Source organism: Xanthobacter nonsaccharivorans (assembly GCF_043194755.2).
Classification (GTDB): domain Bacteria; phylum Pseudomonadota; class Alphaproteobacteria; order Rhizobiales; family Xanthobacteraceae; genus Xanthobacter; species Xanthobacter autotrophicus_G.
Genome location: NZ_CM195526.1, coordinates 1,244,089 through 1,260,051 on the forward strand (window position 1 = coordinate 1,244,089; position 15,963 = coordinate 1,260,051).

Here is a 15,963-nt window from a genome sequence, read left to right on the forward strand (position 1 = left end):
CCCCATGGCCCACGATCCTTCGTCCCATGATCATTCTTCCCACGATCATGCTGGCGCGTCCGACTGCTGCGGCGGCAAGGCTCCGCCCCCGCTCGACCTCTCGGCTGCGCCGGCCGCCGCCGCAGGCTCGTGCTGCGGCTCGGAGCCCCCGCCGCTGGATCTTTCCGCGGCGCCCGCCGCCGTCGCGCTGCCCGAGACGGTGAAGGACCCCGTCTGCGGCATGGACGTGAAGACGGACCCGGCGGCAGGCAAGCCCTCGACCACCTACAAGGGCCAGACGTTCTTCTTCTGCTGCAACGGCTGCAAGACCAAGTTCGAGGCCGAGCCGGAGACCTATCTGGCACCGGTGAAGGACCCCGTCTGCGGCATGATGGTGGAGCCGGGCAAGGCGAAGTATTCCGCCCGCCACGAGAAGAAGCCCTATTTCTTCTGCTCCTCCTCCTGCGAGACCAAGTTCAAGGCCGACCCCGTGCGCTACGTGGGCGGGGAGGCGCCACCCCCGCCGCCGGCAGACGTACCGGAAGGCACCATCTACACCTGCCCCATGGACCCGCAGATCCGGCAGATCGGCCCCGGCATCTGCCCCATCTGCGGCATGGCGCTGGAGCCGGAGATCGTCACCCTCGACGAAGGGCCGAACGAAGAGCTCGCGGACATGACGCGGCGCTTCTGGATCGGCCTGGTGCTGACCCTGCCCGTGTTCGCGCTGGAGATGGGCCAGCATCTGCTCGGCCTGCACCTGCTGCCGCAGCAAACCTCCAACTACGTGCAGTTCCTGCTCGCGACGCCGGTGGTGCTGTGGGTGGGCAAGCCCTTCTTCGAGCGCGGCTGGCTGTCGCTGAAGACGCGCAACCTCAACATGTTCACCCTCATCGCCATGGGCACGGGGGTGGCCTATCTCTATTCGCTGGTGGGCACTTTCGCCCCCGGCCTGTTCCCGCACGATTTCCAAGCCCATGAGGGCGGCATGCCGGTCTATTTCGAGGCGGCCGCCGTCATCACGGTCCTGGTGGCGCTCGGGCAGGTGCTGGAATTGCGCGCCCGCGAGCAGACCTCCGGGGCCATCAAGGCGCTCCTCTCGCTGGCGCCCAAGACCGCGCTGCGCATCCGCGCCGACGGCACGGACGAGGAGATCGACCTCGGCCTCGTCGCCCCCGGCGACCTGCTGCGCGTGCGCCCCGGCGAGAAGGTGCCGGTGGACGGCACCGTCGCCGAAGGCCGCGCCGTGGTGGACGAGAGCCTCGTCACCGGCGAGTCGCTCCCCGTCAGCAAGGAGAAGGGCGAGAAGGTCATCGGCGGCACGGTGAATTCCTCCGGCGCCTTCACCCTGAAGGCGGAGAAGGTGGGCCGCGACACCCTGCTCGCGCAGATCGTGCAGATGGTGGCCCAGGCCCAGCGCTCCCGCGCGCCCATCCAGCGCCTGGCGGATCAGGTCTCCGGCTGGTTCGTGCCGCTGGTGTTCGCCGCCGCCGTCATCGCCTTCGCGGTGTGGATGGCGGTGGGGCCGGAGCCGCGCCTCACCTTCGCGCTGATGGCCGCGGTGTCGGTGCTCATCATCGCCTGCCCCTGCGCGCTCGGCCTCGCCACCCCCATGTCGGTGATGGTGGGGGTGGGCCGTGGCGCCCAGCTCGGCGTGCTGGTGAAGAATGCCGAGGCGCTGGAGCGCATGGAGAAGGTGGACGCGGTGGTGGTGGACAAGACCGGCACCCTCACCGTGGGCAAGCCCAAGGTGGTGGCCCTCAAGGCGTTCAACGGCAGGTCTGAGGACGAGGTGCTGCGCCTCGCCGCCAGCCTGGAGCGCGCCAGCGAGCATCCCCTCGCCACCGCCATCGTGCAGGAGGCGCGTGCGCGCGAGCTCACCCTCGTCGAGCCGGCGGGGGTCGAGAGCCCGGCCGGCAAGGGCATCCTCGGCACGGTGGAGGGGCACGCGGTGGCCGTGGGTCATGCGGCCTTCATGAGCGAGCATGGCATCCACACCGACCACCACACCGGGGTCGCGGAGGGCTACCGGCGCGAGGGCGCGACCGCCGTCTTCGTGGCGGTGGATGGCCGGGCCGCGGGCCTCGTCGCCATTGCCGATCCGGTGAAGGACACCACCGAGGCCGCCCTGCAGGCCCTCGCCCGCGACGGGGTGCGGGTGGTGATGATCACCGGCGACAACCGCACCACCGCCCTTGCGGTGGCCAAGCGGCTCGGCATCACCGAGGTGGAGGCGGAGGTGCTGCCCGGCCGCAAGGCCGAGATGGTGCAGCGCCTGCGCCAGGAGGGCCACGTGGTGGCCATGGCCGGCGACGGGGTGAACGATGCGCCCGCCCTCGCCGTGGCCGACGTGGGCATCGCCATGGGCACTGGCACGGACATCGCCATGGAGAGCGCGGGCATCACCCTGCTGAAGGGCGATCTCGCCGGCATCGCCCATGCGCGCGGCCTGTCGCGGGCCACCATGGCCAACATCCGGCGCAACCTCGTGTTCGCCTTCCTCTACAATGCCGCGGGCGTGCCCATTGCCGCCGGCCTGCTCTACCCGAGCCTCGGCCTGCTGCTCTCGCCCATGGTGGCGGCGGCGGCGATGGCGCTTTCCTCCGTGAGCGTCATCAGCAATGCATTGCTGCTGCGCGGCTGGCGGCCGCGGTAGGGGCTCCGGAGGGCGCACCGGCTCGAAGCCCCGCGCGGCCGGCGCGTCATGGCCGGCGGTGATGGTCGGAGCGGGCCTTCGCTCGCCCCAGCCCCGGCGTCTCATGGCCGGACTTGTCCGGCCACCCGCGCCGCCGCCGGGGGCTCTCTCCACGGGCCCCCGCAACCTCCCGTTCCGAGCTCGCGGAGGCCCGGACCAAGGCCAGGCATGACGCGCGGAGATGGACTGGCTCGCACGGTGCGGCCGCCGCATGCTTTACGATGCGCCACCGCCGGCCGATCATGGACCGGGGAGGGGGAGGGGTGCGGATCGGCTCATATCTCAGGCAGGCTGGCGGCCGGGCGGCCGGGGCGGCACGGGCCCTGGGCTCGGGCGTGCTGGGCCTTGCGCTTCCGCCCACCTGCATCTCATGCGGCGACATCACCGGCGTGGCGGGCGGCCTGTGCGGGACGTGCTGGAGCAAGCTCTCCTTCATCAGCCGGCCGTTCTGCGAGCGCACCGGCGCGCCCTTCGTGCACGACGCCGGCCTGACCATCCATCCGGACGCGCTGGACGATCCGCCCGCCTTCGACCGGGCTCGCGCCGCCGTGACCTTCGATGCGGTGGCGCGCGACCTCGTGCACAAGCTGAAATATGCCGACCGGCTGGACCTCGCCGCCCCTCTGGCCCGCATGATGGCGCAGGCAGGGGGGGACGTGCTGCCCGATGCGGACCTCCTGCTCCCCGTGCCCTTGCATCCTTTCCGTCTGTGGCGGCGGCGGTTCAACCAGGCCGCGCTCCTCGGCCGGCACCTGTCGCGGGCGACCGGGGTGCCCCAGCGCGCAGACCTGCTGAAGCGGCGCCGCGTCACATCCTCGCAGACCCGCCTCGGCAAGATGGAGCGGCGGGAGAACGTGGCCGGCGCCTTCGCGCTCTGCGGCAATGCAGCATCGGTGCTGGCCGGCCGCCGGGTCCTTCTGGTGGATGACGTCTACACGACGGGCGCGACGCTGGACGCCTGCGCCCGCGTCCTGCGTCGGGCGGGGGTCTCGGGGGTGGATGCCCTGACGTTCGCGCGGGTTGTCGATTTCGCGTGAACCCTTATGATGCGACGCTTTCGTGACGGTGCCCCACCGTCGCGCAACCCCCCGCTCGTGACATCATGAAGCCCATCGAAATCTACACCAAGAGCTACTGTCCCTATTGCCATTCCGCCAAGGAATTGCTGCGCCGCAAGGGGCTGACCTTCACCGAGATCGACGTCACCACCGACAAGGAAGGCCAGCAGGAGATGATCCGGCGGGCCAACGGCCGCACCAGCGTGCCGCAGATCTTCATCGGCGAGACCCATGTGGGCGGCTGCGATGATCTCTACGCGCTGGAGGAGGCCGGCCGGCTCGACGCGCTCGCCGCGTGAGTCGGGCTGCGTCCACGCGCCTGTTCGCGGGCCGGAACCCGTGCGAAACTGAGACGGCATCCCATCTGTCCATGACGGCGCCCCGGCGCCGGGGGCGCTTGGACGGATCGGGCCGAAGTTCCGCGCCGAAGAGTTCCGCGCCGAAGACGAAGAGCGAGCACCAATGACCTCCGCCGACCTGTCGGGAACCCTCCGCGTCGCCCTCGTGCAGCTGCGCAGCGGGCGGGAGCCCGCCGCCAACCTGGAGGCGGCCTCGGCCCTCGTGCGCGAAGCCGCCCGCGAGGGCGCCCGCTATGTGCAGACCCCCGAGGTGACCAACCTCATGGAGCTGGACCGGCAGGTGCTGTTCGGCAAGCTCAAGGAGGAGGAGGCCGACGAGACGCTGAAGGCGTTCCGCGATCTCGCCCGCGAGCTCGGAATCTTCCTCCATGTGGGCTCCCTCGCCCTCAAGGTGGCCGAGACGAAGGCGGTCAACCGCGCGTTCCTCCTCTCCCCGGAGGGGGAGATCGTCGCCCGCTACGACAAGATCCACATGTTCGACGTGGATCTCGGCAATGGCGAGAGCTACCGCGAATCCTCCGCCTACCGCCCCGGCGAGCGCGCCATCCTGGCGGATCTGGACGGCATCCGCCTCGGCCTCACCATCTGCTACGACCTGCGCTTTCCCTCCCTCTACCGCGCGCTGGCGGAGGGGGGCGCCTCGGTGCTCACCGTGCCGTCCGCTTTCACGCGGCCTACGGGCGAGGCCCACTGGCACGTGCTGCTGCGCGCCCGCGCCATCGAGAACGGCGCCTATGTGCTGGCCGCGGCCCAGGGCGGCAAGCACGAGAACGGCCGCGAGACCTTCGGGCATTCGCTGGTGGTCGATCCCTGGGGCCGGGTGATCGCCGAGGGGGGCACCGATCCCGGTGTCATCCTCGCCGAGCTCGACCTCAAGGAGGTCGCCTCCGCCCGCGCCCGCGTTCCCTCCCTCTCCAATGGCCGCAGGTTCGAGATCGCCGAGCCCGGCCAGGTGAGCCATCTTTCGGGCCACCTCAGCGTGGTCAGGGCCTCGTCATGATCCGCTACACCCTCAACTGCGTCTCCGGGCACCGGTTCGAGAGCTGGTTCCCCTCATCCGCGAGCTTCGACGCCCAGCAGACGCGCGGCCTCGTCACCTGCCCCGCCTGCGGCTCGGTCCAGGTGGAGAAGGCGGTGATGGCCCCCTCCGTCGCCCGCACCGACCGCGCCGCCGCACCCGCGCCCGCCGCGGCTCCCGCCGAGCCCGCCGCCGGGGACGCGGCCGTGCCCATGATGACGCGGCCGGACGGCGAGCTGCGTGCGCTCATGCGCCAGCTGCGCGAGCACATCGTCAACACGTCCGATTATGTGGGGGAGGACTTCGCCGACCTTGCCCGCAAGATGCACGACGGCGAGATCGAGCACCGCTCCATCTACGGCGAGGCCACCGTGGAGGAGGTCAAGTCCCTCCACGAGGACGAGGTGGAGGTGTTCCCCCTGCCGGTGCTGCCGGACGAGCGGAACTGAGGCGCCTCACGCCTCTCGCGCCGCCACCATGAAATAGTTCACGCCCAGGTCCTCGGTCAGGCGGAAGTCGCCGGAGAAGGGCTCGTAGGCGAGGCCCACCTTCTCGCGGGCGGAAAAGCCGGCGGCGGCCAGCGTCGCCTCCAGCTCCTCGGGGGTGATGAACTTGTCCCAATGGTGGGTGCCCGGCGGCAGCCAGCGCAGCACGTATTCGGCGCCGACGATGGCCAGCGCGAAGCTCTTGGCGGTGCGGTTGAGGGTGGAGAGCACCAGCACGCCCCCCTCGGCCACCAGCCGGCCGGCGGTGCGCACGAACAGGGCCACGTCCGCCACGTGCTCCACCACCTCCAGCGCCACCACCACGTCGAAACGGGTGCCGCGCTCCGCCAGCTCCTCGGCGGTGATGGCCTCGTAGGCGACGGAGACACCGGTGCTCGCGGCATGGGCGCGGGCGATCTCTACATTGCCGGGGGCGGGGTCGATGCCCGTCACCTCCCCTCCCATCCGCGCCAGCGGCTCGGAGAGCAGGCCGCCGCCGCAGCCGATGTCGAGGATGGACAGGCCCTTCAGCGGGCGCAGCGCGCGCGCGTCGTGACCGAAATGGCGCACCAGCGCATCGCGCAGGAAGGAGAGGCGCGCCGGGTTCATGGCATGGAGCGGGGCCATCTTGCCCTTCTCGTTCCACCATTCGGCGCCCAGCGCATCGAAGCGGGCGACCTCGGCCGGATCGACGGTGGCGTTCATCTCAGGCATGGCGCTCTCCTTCACTTCCGAGACTTAAGGGGCGCCGGGCCGCCCGGCAAGGCACGGGGCCCGTCCGGCGCGGTCTTGTCCGGAGGCACCCAGGCGGGGGGCTGGAAGAAACCTGAGGCGCAAGGCAATCCGGCGGGGGTGGATGGCCGGGACCAGCCCGGCCACGACGGCGCGGGATGGACGTTCGCGGGGCGGAAGCGTCCGCCCCGGGACAGTCCGGACAGGCGCCCGTGGAAAGGTCCCCTCACCCGAGCGGGACCGGCTCCAGGAAGATCAGCTCGCTTTCGTCATAGGCGCGGCGCTCGATCTCGCGGAAGCCGTCCGGTGTCACGAAGGCGCCGGTGCGCTCCTCCACCACCAGGAGCGCGTCCGGGGCGAGCCAGCCGCCCGCAAGGGCGCCGGAGATCGCCAGCTCGGCGAGCCCCTTGCCATAGGGGGGATCGCAGAAGACGAGGGAATAGGCCTCCCCCGGTCCCATCTCGCCGAGGCGGGTGGCGTCGCGCCGGAAGATCCGGGTGACGCCGGTGAGGCCGAGGGCCTCCACATTGTCGCGGATGAGGCCGCGCGCCTCGGCCGCCTCCTCCACGAACAAGGCGAAGCGTGCCCCGCGCGACAGCGCCTCAAGGCTGAGCGCGCCGGTGCCGGCGAACAGGTCCAGCACCCGCGCGTTCTCGCAGGGGTCGCCGTAGGCATGCGCGAGCATGTTGAACAGGCTCTCGCGCAGCCGGTCCGAGGTGGGCCGGGTGAGGCTGGAGGAGGGGCCCTTCAGCGTGCGCCCCTTCCACGTGCCGCCGACGATGCGCATGACGGGTCAGGCGCCCGTTCAGCGCTTGCCGCGCGGACCGCCGGGCTTGCCACCCGCGGGGCGCCCGCCGGGCTTTCCAGGCCCCTTGCCGGGCCCTTTGCCAAAGCCGCCGGGCTTGCCGCCGCGGCCGGCCGCAGGCTTTCCGGGCCCCTTGCCGGCGAAGCCGCCGGGACGGTCCCCGAACGAGCGCTCGCGCCCGGCCGGCTTGTCACCGAAGCTGCGCTCCCGCGCCGGCCTGTCGCCGAAATCACCGCCGCGGCCTTCCGGCCGGGGACGGGCGCGGGACGGCCGGTCGCCTTCAGGCCGGTCGCCGCCGAAGCTGCGGCTACGCGGGGGCCTGTCGCTGAAATCGCCACCACGGCCTTCCGGCCGGGGCCGGGCACGGGACGGCCGGTCCCCTTCAGGCCGGTCGCCGCCGAAGCTGCGGCCGCGCGGGGGCCTGTCGCCGAAGTCGCCGCCACGGCCTTCCGGCCGGGGGCGGGCGCGGGACGGCCGGTCGCCCTCGGGCCGGTCGCCGCCGAAGCTGCGGCCGCGCGGGGGCCTGTCGCCGAAATCGCCACCGCGGCCTTCCGGCCGGGGACGGGCGCGGGACGGCCGGTCGCCTTCAGGCCGGTCGCCGCCGAAGCTGCGGCCGCGCGGGGGCTTGTCGCCGAAATCGCCGCCACGGCCTTCCGGCCGGGGGCGGAAGGCGCGTTCACCCTGCGGGCGCTCGCCCTCGCGGCGGGGGCCGGAGCGCTTGAAGCTGCCTTCGTCGTCATAGCGGCGCGGGCGTTCCTCCCGCTCGCCGGAACGGGTGGGGCGCCGGCGGAAGTCTTCCTTCTCCTCGCGCGGGGCTCGGCCTCGCGGGGCGTCGTCGCGGAAGGGCGGGCGCCCTTCCGAACGGCGGGGCCGCTCGGCGGGACCGTCCTCGCGGCTGCGGCGGAAAGGACGGGCGGAGGCCTCCTCGGCACCGGGGCGGCCGGTGGCGCGGCTGCCGGCGCGGCCCTTGGGTCCGGCCCCGCGCGCGGGCGCCTCGCCCTTCGGCGCGAGCACGCGCTCCACCTTCACGGTGCGGCCCTTGCGGTCGGCCACGGTGCCGACGCGCTCGGTGCCGCGCTCCTCGCTCGCGCGGCGGCGCGGACGCGGGCCGGCGGGGTGGATGAAATCCTCCACCGGCGCATCGAAGGCCTGCGGCTCGCGGGAGCTGCGGCGGGCCGCGGCCTTCAGGCCGCCGGACTTCTCGGCCATCGCCTGCTTGCGGCCGGCGGGACGATAGGCGGGGCGAACCGGAGCCTCCTCCACCTCGCGTTCCACCAGCGGGCCGGCGAAATCGGCCCCGGCGGCGGCTGCGAGGTCGGCGCCGATCTGGTCGCGCAGCACGCGGGTGCGCACCTCCTCCACGCCGCCTTCCGGGATCTCGCCCAGCTGGAAGGGACCGTAGGAGACGCGGATCAGGCGGTTCACCTGCAGCCCCAGCGCGCCCAGCACGTTGCGGATCTCGCGGTTCTTGCCCTCGCGCAGGGAGACGGTGATCCAGGCATTGGCGCCCTGCACGCGGTCGAGGGTGGCCTCGATGGGCCCGTATTCCACGCCCTCCACCGTGATGCCCTTGAGCAGGGTGTCGAGCTGCGCCTGGTCGATCTCGCCATTGGCGCGCACGCGGTAGCGGCGCAGCCAGGCGGTCTCCGGCAGCTCCAGCACGCGGGCGAGGCCACCGTCGTTGGTGAGCAGCAGCAGGCCTTCGGAATTCAGGTCCAGCCGGCCGATGCTCACGAGGCGCGGCAGGCCCTTCGGCAGGATCTCGAACAGGGTGGTGCGCCCCTCCGGGTCGCGGTTGGTGGTCACCACGCCCCTGGGCTTGTGGTAGATGAAGAGGCGGGTACGCTCGCGCTCCGGCAGGGGCTCCCCGTCGATGGTGATCTTGTCCTGCGCCGTCACGGTGACGGCGGGGCTCGCCAGCACCTCGCCGTTCACGGCGACGCGGCCGGCCTCGATCCATTCCTCGATCTCACGGCGCGAGCCGAGCCCGGCGCGGGCCACGACCTTGGCGATGCGCTCGGCCTCCTTCGGAGGGGCGGCGGGAAGTTCACGCTTCTGGCGCGGAACGCGGTTCTTGTCCTTGCGGGGCGGTGATGTGCGCGGCATGGGGCGTCTATAGCGTTTTCCAGCGAATTGGGCACCGGTTCGCGTGAAGAAAACGCATCAACGCAAAGATCTCGAGCATTTCCACGATTCAACGAAGCGGGGAAATGCTCTAGCACAGCAGGACCGGCGCGGCGAGCGCGGGATGGGCAGGGGCACAATGTCGGGAACCTTCATGCAGATGGCGCTCAACGAGGCGCGGGCCGCCGCGGAGCGTGGGGAGGTACCGGTGGGTGCCGTTCTGGTGCGCGGCAACGAGGTGATCGCCCGCGACGGCAACCGCACCCGCGAGCTCAACGATCCCACGGCCCATGCCGAGATGCTGGTGGTGCGCGCCGCCGGCGGGCGGCTGAAGTCCGAGCGGCTCACCAATTGCGATCTCTACGTGACGCTGGAGCCCTGCGCCATGTGCGCGGCCGCCATCTCCTTCGCCCGCATCCGCCGGCTCTATTTCGGCGCCTCCGATCCCAAGGGCGGCGGGGTGGAGAATGGCGCGCGCTTTTATTCCCAGCCCACCTGCCACCACGTGCCGGAAGTCTATGGCGGCATCGCCGAGCGGCAGGCGGCGGAGGTGCTGAAGGCCTTCTTCCAGGAGCGGCGCTAGCCGCTCGACCTTGTTTCCAGGGAGCGGCGCTAGCCGCTCGACCTTGTTTCCAGGGAGCGGCGCTAGCCGCTCGGTCGTCTTTTTAGAGGCGGCGTCAGCCGCTCGATCCGGCGCCCGGCGACGCCGGCCTTCATGGGCAGCGCTGGAGCGGGCCGTTCCAGCCGTCGCGGTTCATCTGGTAGCGGAGCATGCCTTTGGCGAGGCGGGCGGTGACGACGGTCTTCTCCGCCTCATCCACACCGTAGGTGCAGGCGCCGCGCCAACGCACGGTATCGCCGTTGCGCGAGACGCTGGTGAAATCGCAGTAGAAGTCCTCCCCCGAGAGGTGCATGGGCTCCACCACGATGGTGGAGAGGGGACGCCCGCATTTTCCGGGCGTCGCCCAGGTGCCGATGATGCTCTCCGCTGCCGATGCCCCCGCGCCCGGACAGGCGGCCGCGAGGATCAGCGGGAGGAGGCGTGCGCCCAGCCATCGCATGTCTTCCGTCTCCTTCATCCCGGCACGCTTGTGCACGCCTGCCCCGGAGGGGCGGGCCGTGGCTCCCGGCACCTTACCGGCACATGCACAAGGCTTCGGACGCCTGGTCGTTCCAAGCGCTGCCCACGTATTTGTAGCTGCGGTTGGAGCGGAAGTGCGCGCCCCCTTCGTTGACGTGCTGCCACAGGGTGATCGTGCAGCCCCGCGTGACCTTGAAGGAGGAGATCTGGTCGTTCCACGAGGGCTCGTAGATCACGCTCTCGCAGCCGGGGCCGTGGCCGTTGGTGGTGCAGCCCAGGCTCTCGCCCTGCACCATCTTCATGCGCTCCAGATTGTGCAGCGTGTATCCGGAGCCGCCGTAGTCGCGGTGCTGGAAGATGCGGCAGCCGGCTTCCGCGGCATGGGGCACGAGGTAGAAGGCCGCGGCGAGCATGGCGCCGAGCGCCAAGGCGGGCAGGTTCATGTATCTGGTCATGGCGACCCCTCCGTCCGTCCTGCGACGGATCGTGATGATGTGGACAGGTGCGATGTCGTCCGGCGGCGAAGGTCGTTCGCTGCGCGGTCGGGTCTCCGGATCGCCCTCCACCTCTCTGGATGGAGACGGATTCCGCGCGCATCGGGCGCCCGTGGGCGGCTCGGTGCGGGCGGGTCCGGTTCTGGCGGGCGACCGGAGCGATCAAGGGCCGGAAGGGCCGGGCGCGGGCAGGCACGACGATGCGTGGATCTCGGGCGCGCGGGACCTTGCCGGTCGTGGCCGCATCCTAGGCCGGCCGCGGGGGATGACATCCACCGTTTGAGGGATGGCTGCCTTTCGGAAAGGCGGGATCGGGTTTCTTTCCGTCGGCAGGGAAGACGGCGGCAAGGAAAAGGCCCGGCTGGCGGCCGGGCCTCGCATGACGCCGGACCCTCGGCGCGGGAGCGCCGGGGGCGCCTCAGCTTTCCGCGAGGAAGGGCATCACCGCCCGCAGCATTGCCTCGGGCGCTTCCTCGCAGACGAAATGGCCCGCCTCCACCCCCGTGCCGTCGAGCTTCGGCGCGAAGGCCGTCCAGGCCTCCAGCGGACTTACGCCGCGGCTGGGAATGCCTGCCGAGCCCCACAGGACGAAGACCGGGCAGGAGAGGGTGCGGGCGGCGGCGAGGTCCGCCTCGTCATGGGCGAGGTCGATGGTGGCGCCGGCGCGGTAGTCCTCGCACATGGCGTGGAGCCGGTCCGGGGAGGAGATGGCGGCGCGGTACTGCACCATGGCGCGCGGATCGAAGGCGGAAAGGTCCTTGGCGGCGGTCCAGCTGGCCATGGTCCAGTCGAGGAACCAGGCCGGATGGGCGCCGATCAGCTTCTCCGGCAGGGGCTTCGGCTGGGCGAGCATGGACCAGTGGTAGACCTGCAGCGCCCGCGCCCGGTCCATCTTGTGCCACATGACGTAGGTGGGGACGATGTCGAGCACCACCAGCGCATCGAGCCGGCCGGGATGGTCGAGGCCGAGCCGGTAGCCGGCCCGCGCGCCCCGGTCGTGGCCCATGAGGGAGAAGTGGGCGAAGCCCAGATGCTCCATCACCTCCACCATGGCGGCGGCCATGGCGCGCTTGGAATAGGGGGCATGGTCCGCCCCCTCCACCGGCGCCGCGCTCCAGCCGTAGCCGGGCAGGTCGGGGATGACCAGCGTGTGCTGCTCGGCGAGCTTCGGCGCCACCTTGTGCCACATGACGTGGCTTTGCGGGAAGCCGTGGAGCAGGAGGAGCGGGGATCCCTTGCCGCCCTGCCGCAGGAAGATGCGGCCCGCCTTGGTGTCCACATAATGGGAATCGAAGCCGGGGAAGAGGTCTGAGGCGTCGGTCATGCGGGAGCTCCTGGTTCCTGGGTCCCGCGCCGGCACCGGGCGAGGAACGGGCGGGGCGATGCCGGGGGAAAGGCGCGCGGCGGGGCGCGCCCTCCCGTGGCGCTGCATCGGTCGAAGAGCGGGCGAGGGGGATCAGTCGAACACTTCGTCCGCCGCCGTGATCAGCCCGAGATTAGGCGATGTGGCACAGAAGGCGGCGAGCTTCTCGGCATTCTTCACGAACTTGTCCGTGTCGATGACGGGCGAGGCGTCCTCGTCCTTGTAGTAAGCGTCGAGCCAGGTAAGGATGATTGAGATCGTCGTCTTGTCGCTGTTGATGAATTGCTGGCAGGTCATGGTGGACAAATCCCACTTTTCCGCTGCCGCAGGGCTCAGACCGGCGATGAGCACGGCCAGGGCGAGCACATGTTTCATGCTTCCTCCCCCTTCTCTTGGGCCGTCCATGCGGCCGACGCGGGCATCATGCGCCCCGGTCCACGCAAATGCCAGAATGCCCGCCTGCAAGCCGTCGCCGCCAGCGCGGGGGCGCTATCTGGCGCCGAGCACCGCTGCGCAGGCGTCCGGCAGGTCGGCAAGGGTTATGGGCGGCTTCGGCTTCGCCGGTTCCTTCTCGGGCTTGGGATGCAGCACCTCGTCGGTGAACCACCAGTCCAGATCCGATCCGCAGCCCTCGCCCACGGGCGGGGCCTCCTGCGGCCGGCATTCCGGGCTGTCGGCGGGGCAGGTGAGGCGCACGTGCATGTGGTAGTCGTGCCCCCAGTAGGGCCGCACCTTGGCGAGGAAGCCGCGGTCGCCCGTCGCCTCCCGGCACAGGGCCTTCTTGATGGCGGCGTTGACGAAGATGCGCTCCACCCGCGGATCGCGCGCCGCGGCGCGGATCACCTTCCAGGTGTCGGGCCGCCAGTTGGCGGGGTCGATGTCGCGGCGGTCGGCGCGTACCATCATGGAGGCGGAAAGCTTCTCCCGCTCGTCACGCGTCAGCTCGCGGCCGGGGCTCGGGGTCAGCCAGATGTCGGCGTCGAGGCCGATCTGGTGGGAGGCGTGGCCGGTGAGCATGGGGCCGCCGCGGGGCTGGGCCATGTCGCCCACCAGGATGCCGTGCCAGCCGGACACCTTCGGCACCTCGCCGGAGAAGCGCTCCAGGAAGGCCACGAGGTCCGGATGGCCCCAGTTGCGGTTGCGGGACAGGCGCATGACCTGCCAGCTGGGCCCGTTCACCGGCAGCGCCTCGCCGCCCGCAAGGCAGCCCTTGGAATAGAAGCCGATGGACCGGGCGGCGAGCGGCGCCGGGCCCTCCGCGCGGCCGAACAGTTCCTTGGCCGGCGTGGCGCCCGCCGGGGGGCCGCTTGCGGGCCTGGCGGCGGCGGGCTTGCCCGGCACCGGTGCCGGCGGCTGCTGGGCGGCGGCCGGCCGGGCGAGCGCGAGGCCGATGAGCGCGGCGGCGAGCAGCAGCGCGGTGCGGCCGGGGGCCATCAGCCCTCCACCTTGTGAGTCATCACCACGAAGCCCCCGGCGTTCCGCGTGCCGGGATGGGCCGGCAGATCGGTGACGAGCAGGGTGGTGCCCGGCAGGGCGAGGGCCGAGACCTGCTTGTTGATGGAGGCGTCCACCGTCACCCGGGCGAGGGATTGCTGGGCGATGCCGGCGGGTGTCTTGCCTTCGTAGGAGATGGCGCTCCAGCGCGGCGGGCCGCCGTTCTTGGCCGCGAGCACATAGACGACGTTGCCGAGCGGCGCCGCCGGGTCGGCGATGGCGACGGGGCCCTGCAGCGCCGTCTGCCCGCCGCGCAGCACGGTGATGGTCCTGTCCGCGCCGCTCACCACCATGGAGATGGGCTCGGTGGTGGGGGCATTGTCCTGTGGCGCGCCCTGGCCGGTGGCGGAGACCGCGAGCTGCTCGTCCAGCCCCTCGCTCATCACGAGACCGGGGTGCAGCACGTCTTCCGGCGCGGAGTGGCTGTTGGCGATGATCACCGGCGTGCCCACGTGGGTGATGCCGAACACGAGCTTGGAGAAGGCGAGCGGCAGGTGCACGCAGCCGTGGGAGGAGGGATAGCCCGGCAGCCCGCCCGCATGGAGCGCCACCCCCGACCAGGTGAGACGCTCCGTGTAGGGCATGGAGGCGTTGTTGTAGATGGAAGAGTGGTGCTCCACGTCCTTGCCGAGGATGGTGAAGACGCCGGTGGGCGTCTCGTGCCCGTCCTTGCCCGTGGAGACGGTGGACGCACCGATCCGCACGCCGTTGCGGTAGACGAAGCAGCGCTGGTCGTCGAGGTTCACCACGATGGCGACGAAGCCGTCCGGCGCGCGCTCGGGATACCACACCCACTCGCCGGGCTTGAGCCCCTTGATGGCGGTGATGTCCGGGTCGTTGGCGGCGAAAGCGGGCAGGAGGGCATCGGCGACGAGCCCGCCCGCGAGCGCGACGGCAAGCTTCACGGCGCCGCGCCGGCTGAGGTGAAGGATATCTGGCATGGCATGTCCCCCAACGTGCGAATCGGCCGTCTGTGCCTATCTGTGGCGCGGCCGGCGCGGCCTGTCCATGCGCGGTGGAGGAAAGGGGCGGGTGCCTGAACCCCTCACCCGGTCATCGGGATGATGTCGGCCACCTCGATCCCGTCCGGGTCGATGCGGCAGACGAGGCCGATGGCCTCCACCCCCGCCGCCCTCGCCAGATCGAAGGCCCGGCCGTAGCCGGGGTCGAGATCGCGGGCGAGGCCGATGCGCCCGGCCGAGCCGATCTGGCTCAGGTAGACCATCACCGCCCGGTTGCCCTTCTGGGCCTCGGCGGCAAGCTCGTCGAGGTGCTTCGCCCCGCGGGCGGTCACGCAGTCCGGGAATTCCGCATGGCCCGGCGCGCGCATGAGGTGGACGTTCTTCACCTCCACCAGGCACAGGGGCTTCGCCTCGTCCTCCAGCTGGATGTCGATGCGGCTCGACTTGCCGTATTTCACCTCCCGCCGCATGCGGGCGTAGCCGGCGAGCGCCGGCACATGGCCCGCGGCGATGGCCTCGGCGACGAGGAGGTTGGGGTGCATGGTGTTGACCCCCACCAGCTCCGGTCCGGCGCCGAAATCGGCCTCCACCAGCTCCCAGCTCAGGGCGAGCTTGCGGTTGGGATTGGACGAGCGCGACAGCCACACCCGGCTGCCCGGGGCATCGAGCCCCAGCATGGCGCCGGAATTGGCCACGTGGGCGGTGGTCTCGGTGCCATCCTCCAGCACCACGTCGGCGAGGAAGCGCTTGTAGCGCCGCACCAGGCGGCCTTCGATGAGCGGCGTGGCGAAGCGCATCAGCCGTTTGCCGGTCCGCCGCCGGGGCCGTCGCTGATGCCGTCGCTGATGCCGTCGCTCCTGCCGTGAAGGCAGATGAGGGTCTGCGTGGCGGTGGCGCAATGGATGCGCCCGCCCGCCGCCTCGGCATAGACATCCACCCGCACGATGGTGAGCGTGCGGCCTGCGCGCGTCACATGGCCCACGGCCACGAGCCGCTCGCCCTTGCCGGGCGCCATGATGTTGATCTTGTACTCCACGGTCAGCACCGTGGAGCCCGCCGGGAACAGGGTGAAGGCCGCATAGCCGCCGGCCGTGTCGGCGATGGCGCCGATGGAGCCGCCGTGGAAGAAGCCGTGCTGCTGGGTGACGCCCGGCGCATAGGGCAGCACCACCTCCACCCGCCCCGGCTCCACCGTCCCGAGGACGGCGCCGATGGTGCTCATGAAGGGCTGGCGCGCGAAGCTCTCGCGCACCTTGGTCTCGAAGAAGGGATCTTGGGGAGTGAGGGCAGGTTCGGTCATCGCGGGCGGGGCTT

At 71.4% G+C, this 15,963-nt stretch carries 17 protein-coding genes; 6 read left to right on the forward strand and 11 right to left on the reverse strand.

The genetic code is table 11. The features are described 5' to 3' along the window. The first annotated feature begins 4 nt into the window (after window positions 1–4). The 5 genes from V5F59_RS05705 (at window position 5) to V5F59_RS05725 (ending at window position 5,558) form a co-directional block, all read left to right on the forward strand. Window positions 5–2,635 carry a heavy metal translocating P-type ATPase gene (locus V5F59_RS05705; protein WP_393983164.1) on the forward strand — a complete coding sequence of 877 codons (2,631 nt, stop codon included), beginning with the start codon at window positions 5–7 and terminating at the stop codon, window positions 2,633–2,635. Window positions 2,636–2,937: 302 nt separating this feature from the next. Continuing rightward, window positions 2,938–3,711 carry a ComF family protein gene (locus V5F59_RS05710; protein WP_393983165.1) on the forward strand — a complete coding sequence of 258 codons (774 nt, stop codon included), beginning with the start codon at window positions 2,938–2,940 and terminating at the stop codon, window positions 3,709–3,711. Window positions 3,712–3,776: 65 nt separating this feature from the next. After that, a complete protein-coding gene (grxC, locus tag V5F59_RS05715) occupies window positions 3,777–4,031 on the forward strand; it encodes a glutaredoxin 3 (RefSeq protein ID WP_393983166.1) in 255 nt (84 codons plus the stop codon). 163 nt (window positions 4,032–4,194) lie between these two features. Further along, on the forward strand, window positions 4,195–5,091 hold the full coding sequence (locus tag V5F59_RS05720; protein ID WP_393983167.1) for a carbon-nitrogen hydrolase family protein: 897 nt from the start codon (window positions 4,195–4,197) through the stop codon (window positions 5,089–5,091). Next, window positions 5,088–5,558, forward strand: a complete 471-nt coding sequence (locus V5F59_RS05725) for a DUF1178 family protein (protein WP_393983168.1) — start codon at window positions 5,088–5,090, stop codon at window positions 5,556–5,558. The genes V5F59_RS05720 and V5F59_RS05725 overlap by 4 nt, the downstream gene beginning before the upstream one ends. Before the next feature lie 6 nt (window positions 5,559–5,564). Here V5F59_RS05725 and ubiG read toward each other — a convergent pair whose 3' ends face one another. The 3 genes from ubiG to V5F59_RS05740 form a co-directional block, all read right to left on the reverse strand. Beyond that, window positions 5,565–6,308, reverse strand: a complete 744-nt coding sequence (gene ubiG, locus V5F59_RS05730; protein ID WP_393983169.1) for a bifunctional 2-polyprenyl-6-hydroxyphenol methylase/3-demethylubiquinol 3-O-methyltransferase UbiG — start codon at window positions 6,306–6,308, stop codon at window positions 5,565–5,567. A 244-nt stretch (window positions 6,309–6,552) separates the two neighbouring features. Then, window positions 6,553–7,113 (reverse strand): 16S rRNA (guanine(966)-N(2))-methyltransferase RsmD, encoded by a 561-nt coding sequence (gene rsmD / locus V5F59_RS05735; protein ID WP_393983170.1) that lies wholly within the window; start codon window positions 7,111–7,113, stop codon window positions 6,553–6,555. An 18-nt stretch (window positions 7,114–7,131) separates the two neighbouring features. Continuing rightward, on the reverse strand, window positions 7,132–9,237 hold the full coding sequence (locus V5F59_RS05740) for a pseudouridine synthase (protein WP_509211190.1): 2,106 nt from the start codon (window positions 9,235–9,237) through the stop codon (window positions 7,132–7,134). A gap of 157 nt (window positions 9,238–9,394) precedes the next feature. Here V5F59_RS05740 and V5F59_RS05745 point away from each other — a divergent pair, with 157 nt between their 5' ends. After that, entirely contained in the window at window positions 9,395–9,838 is a 444-nt protein-coding gene (locus V5F59_RS05745) for a nucleoside deaminase (RefSeq protein ID WP_393982298.1), read from the forward strand. 130 nt (window positions 9,839–9,968) lie between these two features. Here V5F59_RS05745 and V5F59_RS05750 read toward each other — a convergent pair whose 3' ends face one another. From V5F59_RS05750 to V5F59_RS05785, 8 genes are all read right to left on the reverse strand, one after another. Next, the gene (locus V5F59_RS05750; RefSeq protein ID WP_509211191.1) at window positions 9,969–10,334 is read right to left on the reverse strand and encodes a hypothetical protein; all 366 of its coding nucleotides are present in this window, start codon (window positions 10,332–10,334) and stop codon (window positions 9,969–9,971) included. 55 nt (window positions 10,335–10,389) lie between these two features. Continuing rightward, window positions 10,390–10,791, reverse strand: coding sequence for a hypothetical protein (locus tag V5F59_RS05755; RefSeq protein WP_393982296.1), 402 nt, complete (start codon window positions 10,789–10,791; stop codon window positions 10,390–10,392). A gap of 457 nt (window positions 10,792–11,248) precedes the next feature. Then, window positions 11,249–12,154 carry an alpha/beta fold hydrolase gene (locus tag V5F59_RS05760; RefSeq protein ID WP_393982295.1) on the reverse strand — a complete coding sequence of 302 codons (906 nt, stop codon included), beginning with the start codon at window positions 12,152–12,154 and terminating at the stop codon, window positions 11,249–11,251. Between the two features lie 132 nt (window positions 12,155–12,286). Beyond that, entirely contained in the window at window positions 12,287–12,568 is a 282-nt protein-coding gene (locus V5F59_RS05765; RefSeq protein ID WP_393982294.1) for an HdeA/HdeB family chaperone, read from the reverse strand. 114 nt (window positions 12,569–12,682) lie between these two features. Further along, complete coding sequence (gene mepA / locus V5F59_RS05770) at window positions 12,683–13,627, reverse strand: penicillin-insensitive murein endopeptidase (RefSeq protein WP_393982293.1); 945 nt, start codon at window positions 13,625–13,627, stop codon at window positions 12,683–12,685. Further along, window positions 13,627–14,628: a L,D-transpeptidase gene (locus V5F59_RS05775; protein ID WP_393982292.1), complete on the reverse strand. Its 1,002-nt coding sequence runs from the start codon at window positions 14,626–14,628 to the stop codon at window positions 13,627–13,629. The genes mepA and V5F59_RS05775 overlap by 1 nt, the downstream gene beginning before the upstream one ends. A gap of 104 nt (window positions 14,629–14,732) precedes the next feature. Next, the gene (sfsA, locus tag V5F59_RS05780; RefSeq protein WP_393982291.1) at window positions 14,733–15,446 is read right to left on the reverse strand and encodes a DNA/RNA nuclease SfsA; all 714 of its coding nucleotides are present in this window, start codon (window positions 15,444–15,446) and stop codon (window positions 14,733–14,735) included. After that, on the reverse strand, window positions 15,446–15,949 hold the full coding sequence (locus tag V5F59_RS05785; RefSeq protein WP_393982290.1) for a PaaI family thioesterase: 504 nt from the start codon (window positions 15,947–15,949) through the stop codon (window positions 15,446–15,448). The genes sfsA and V5F59_RS05785 overlap by 1 nt, the downstream gene beginning before the upstream one ends. Between the last annotated feature and the right edge of the window lie 14 nt (window positions 15,950–15,963).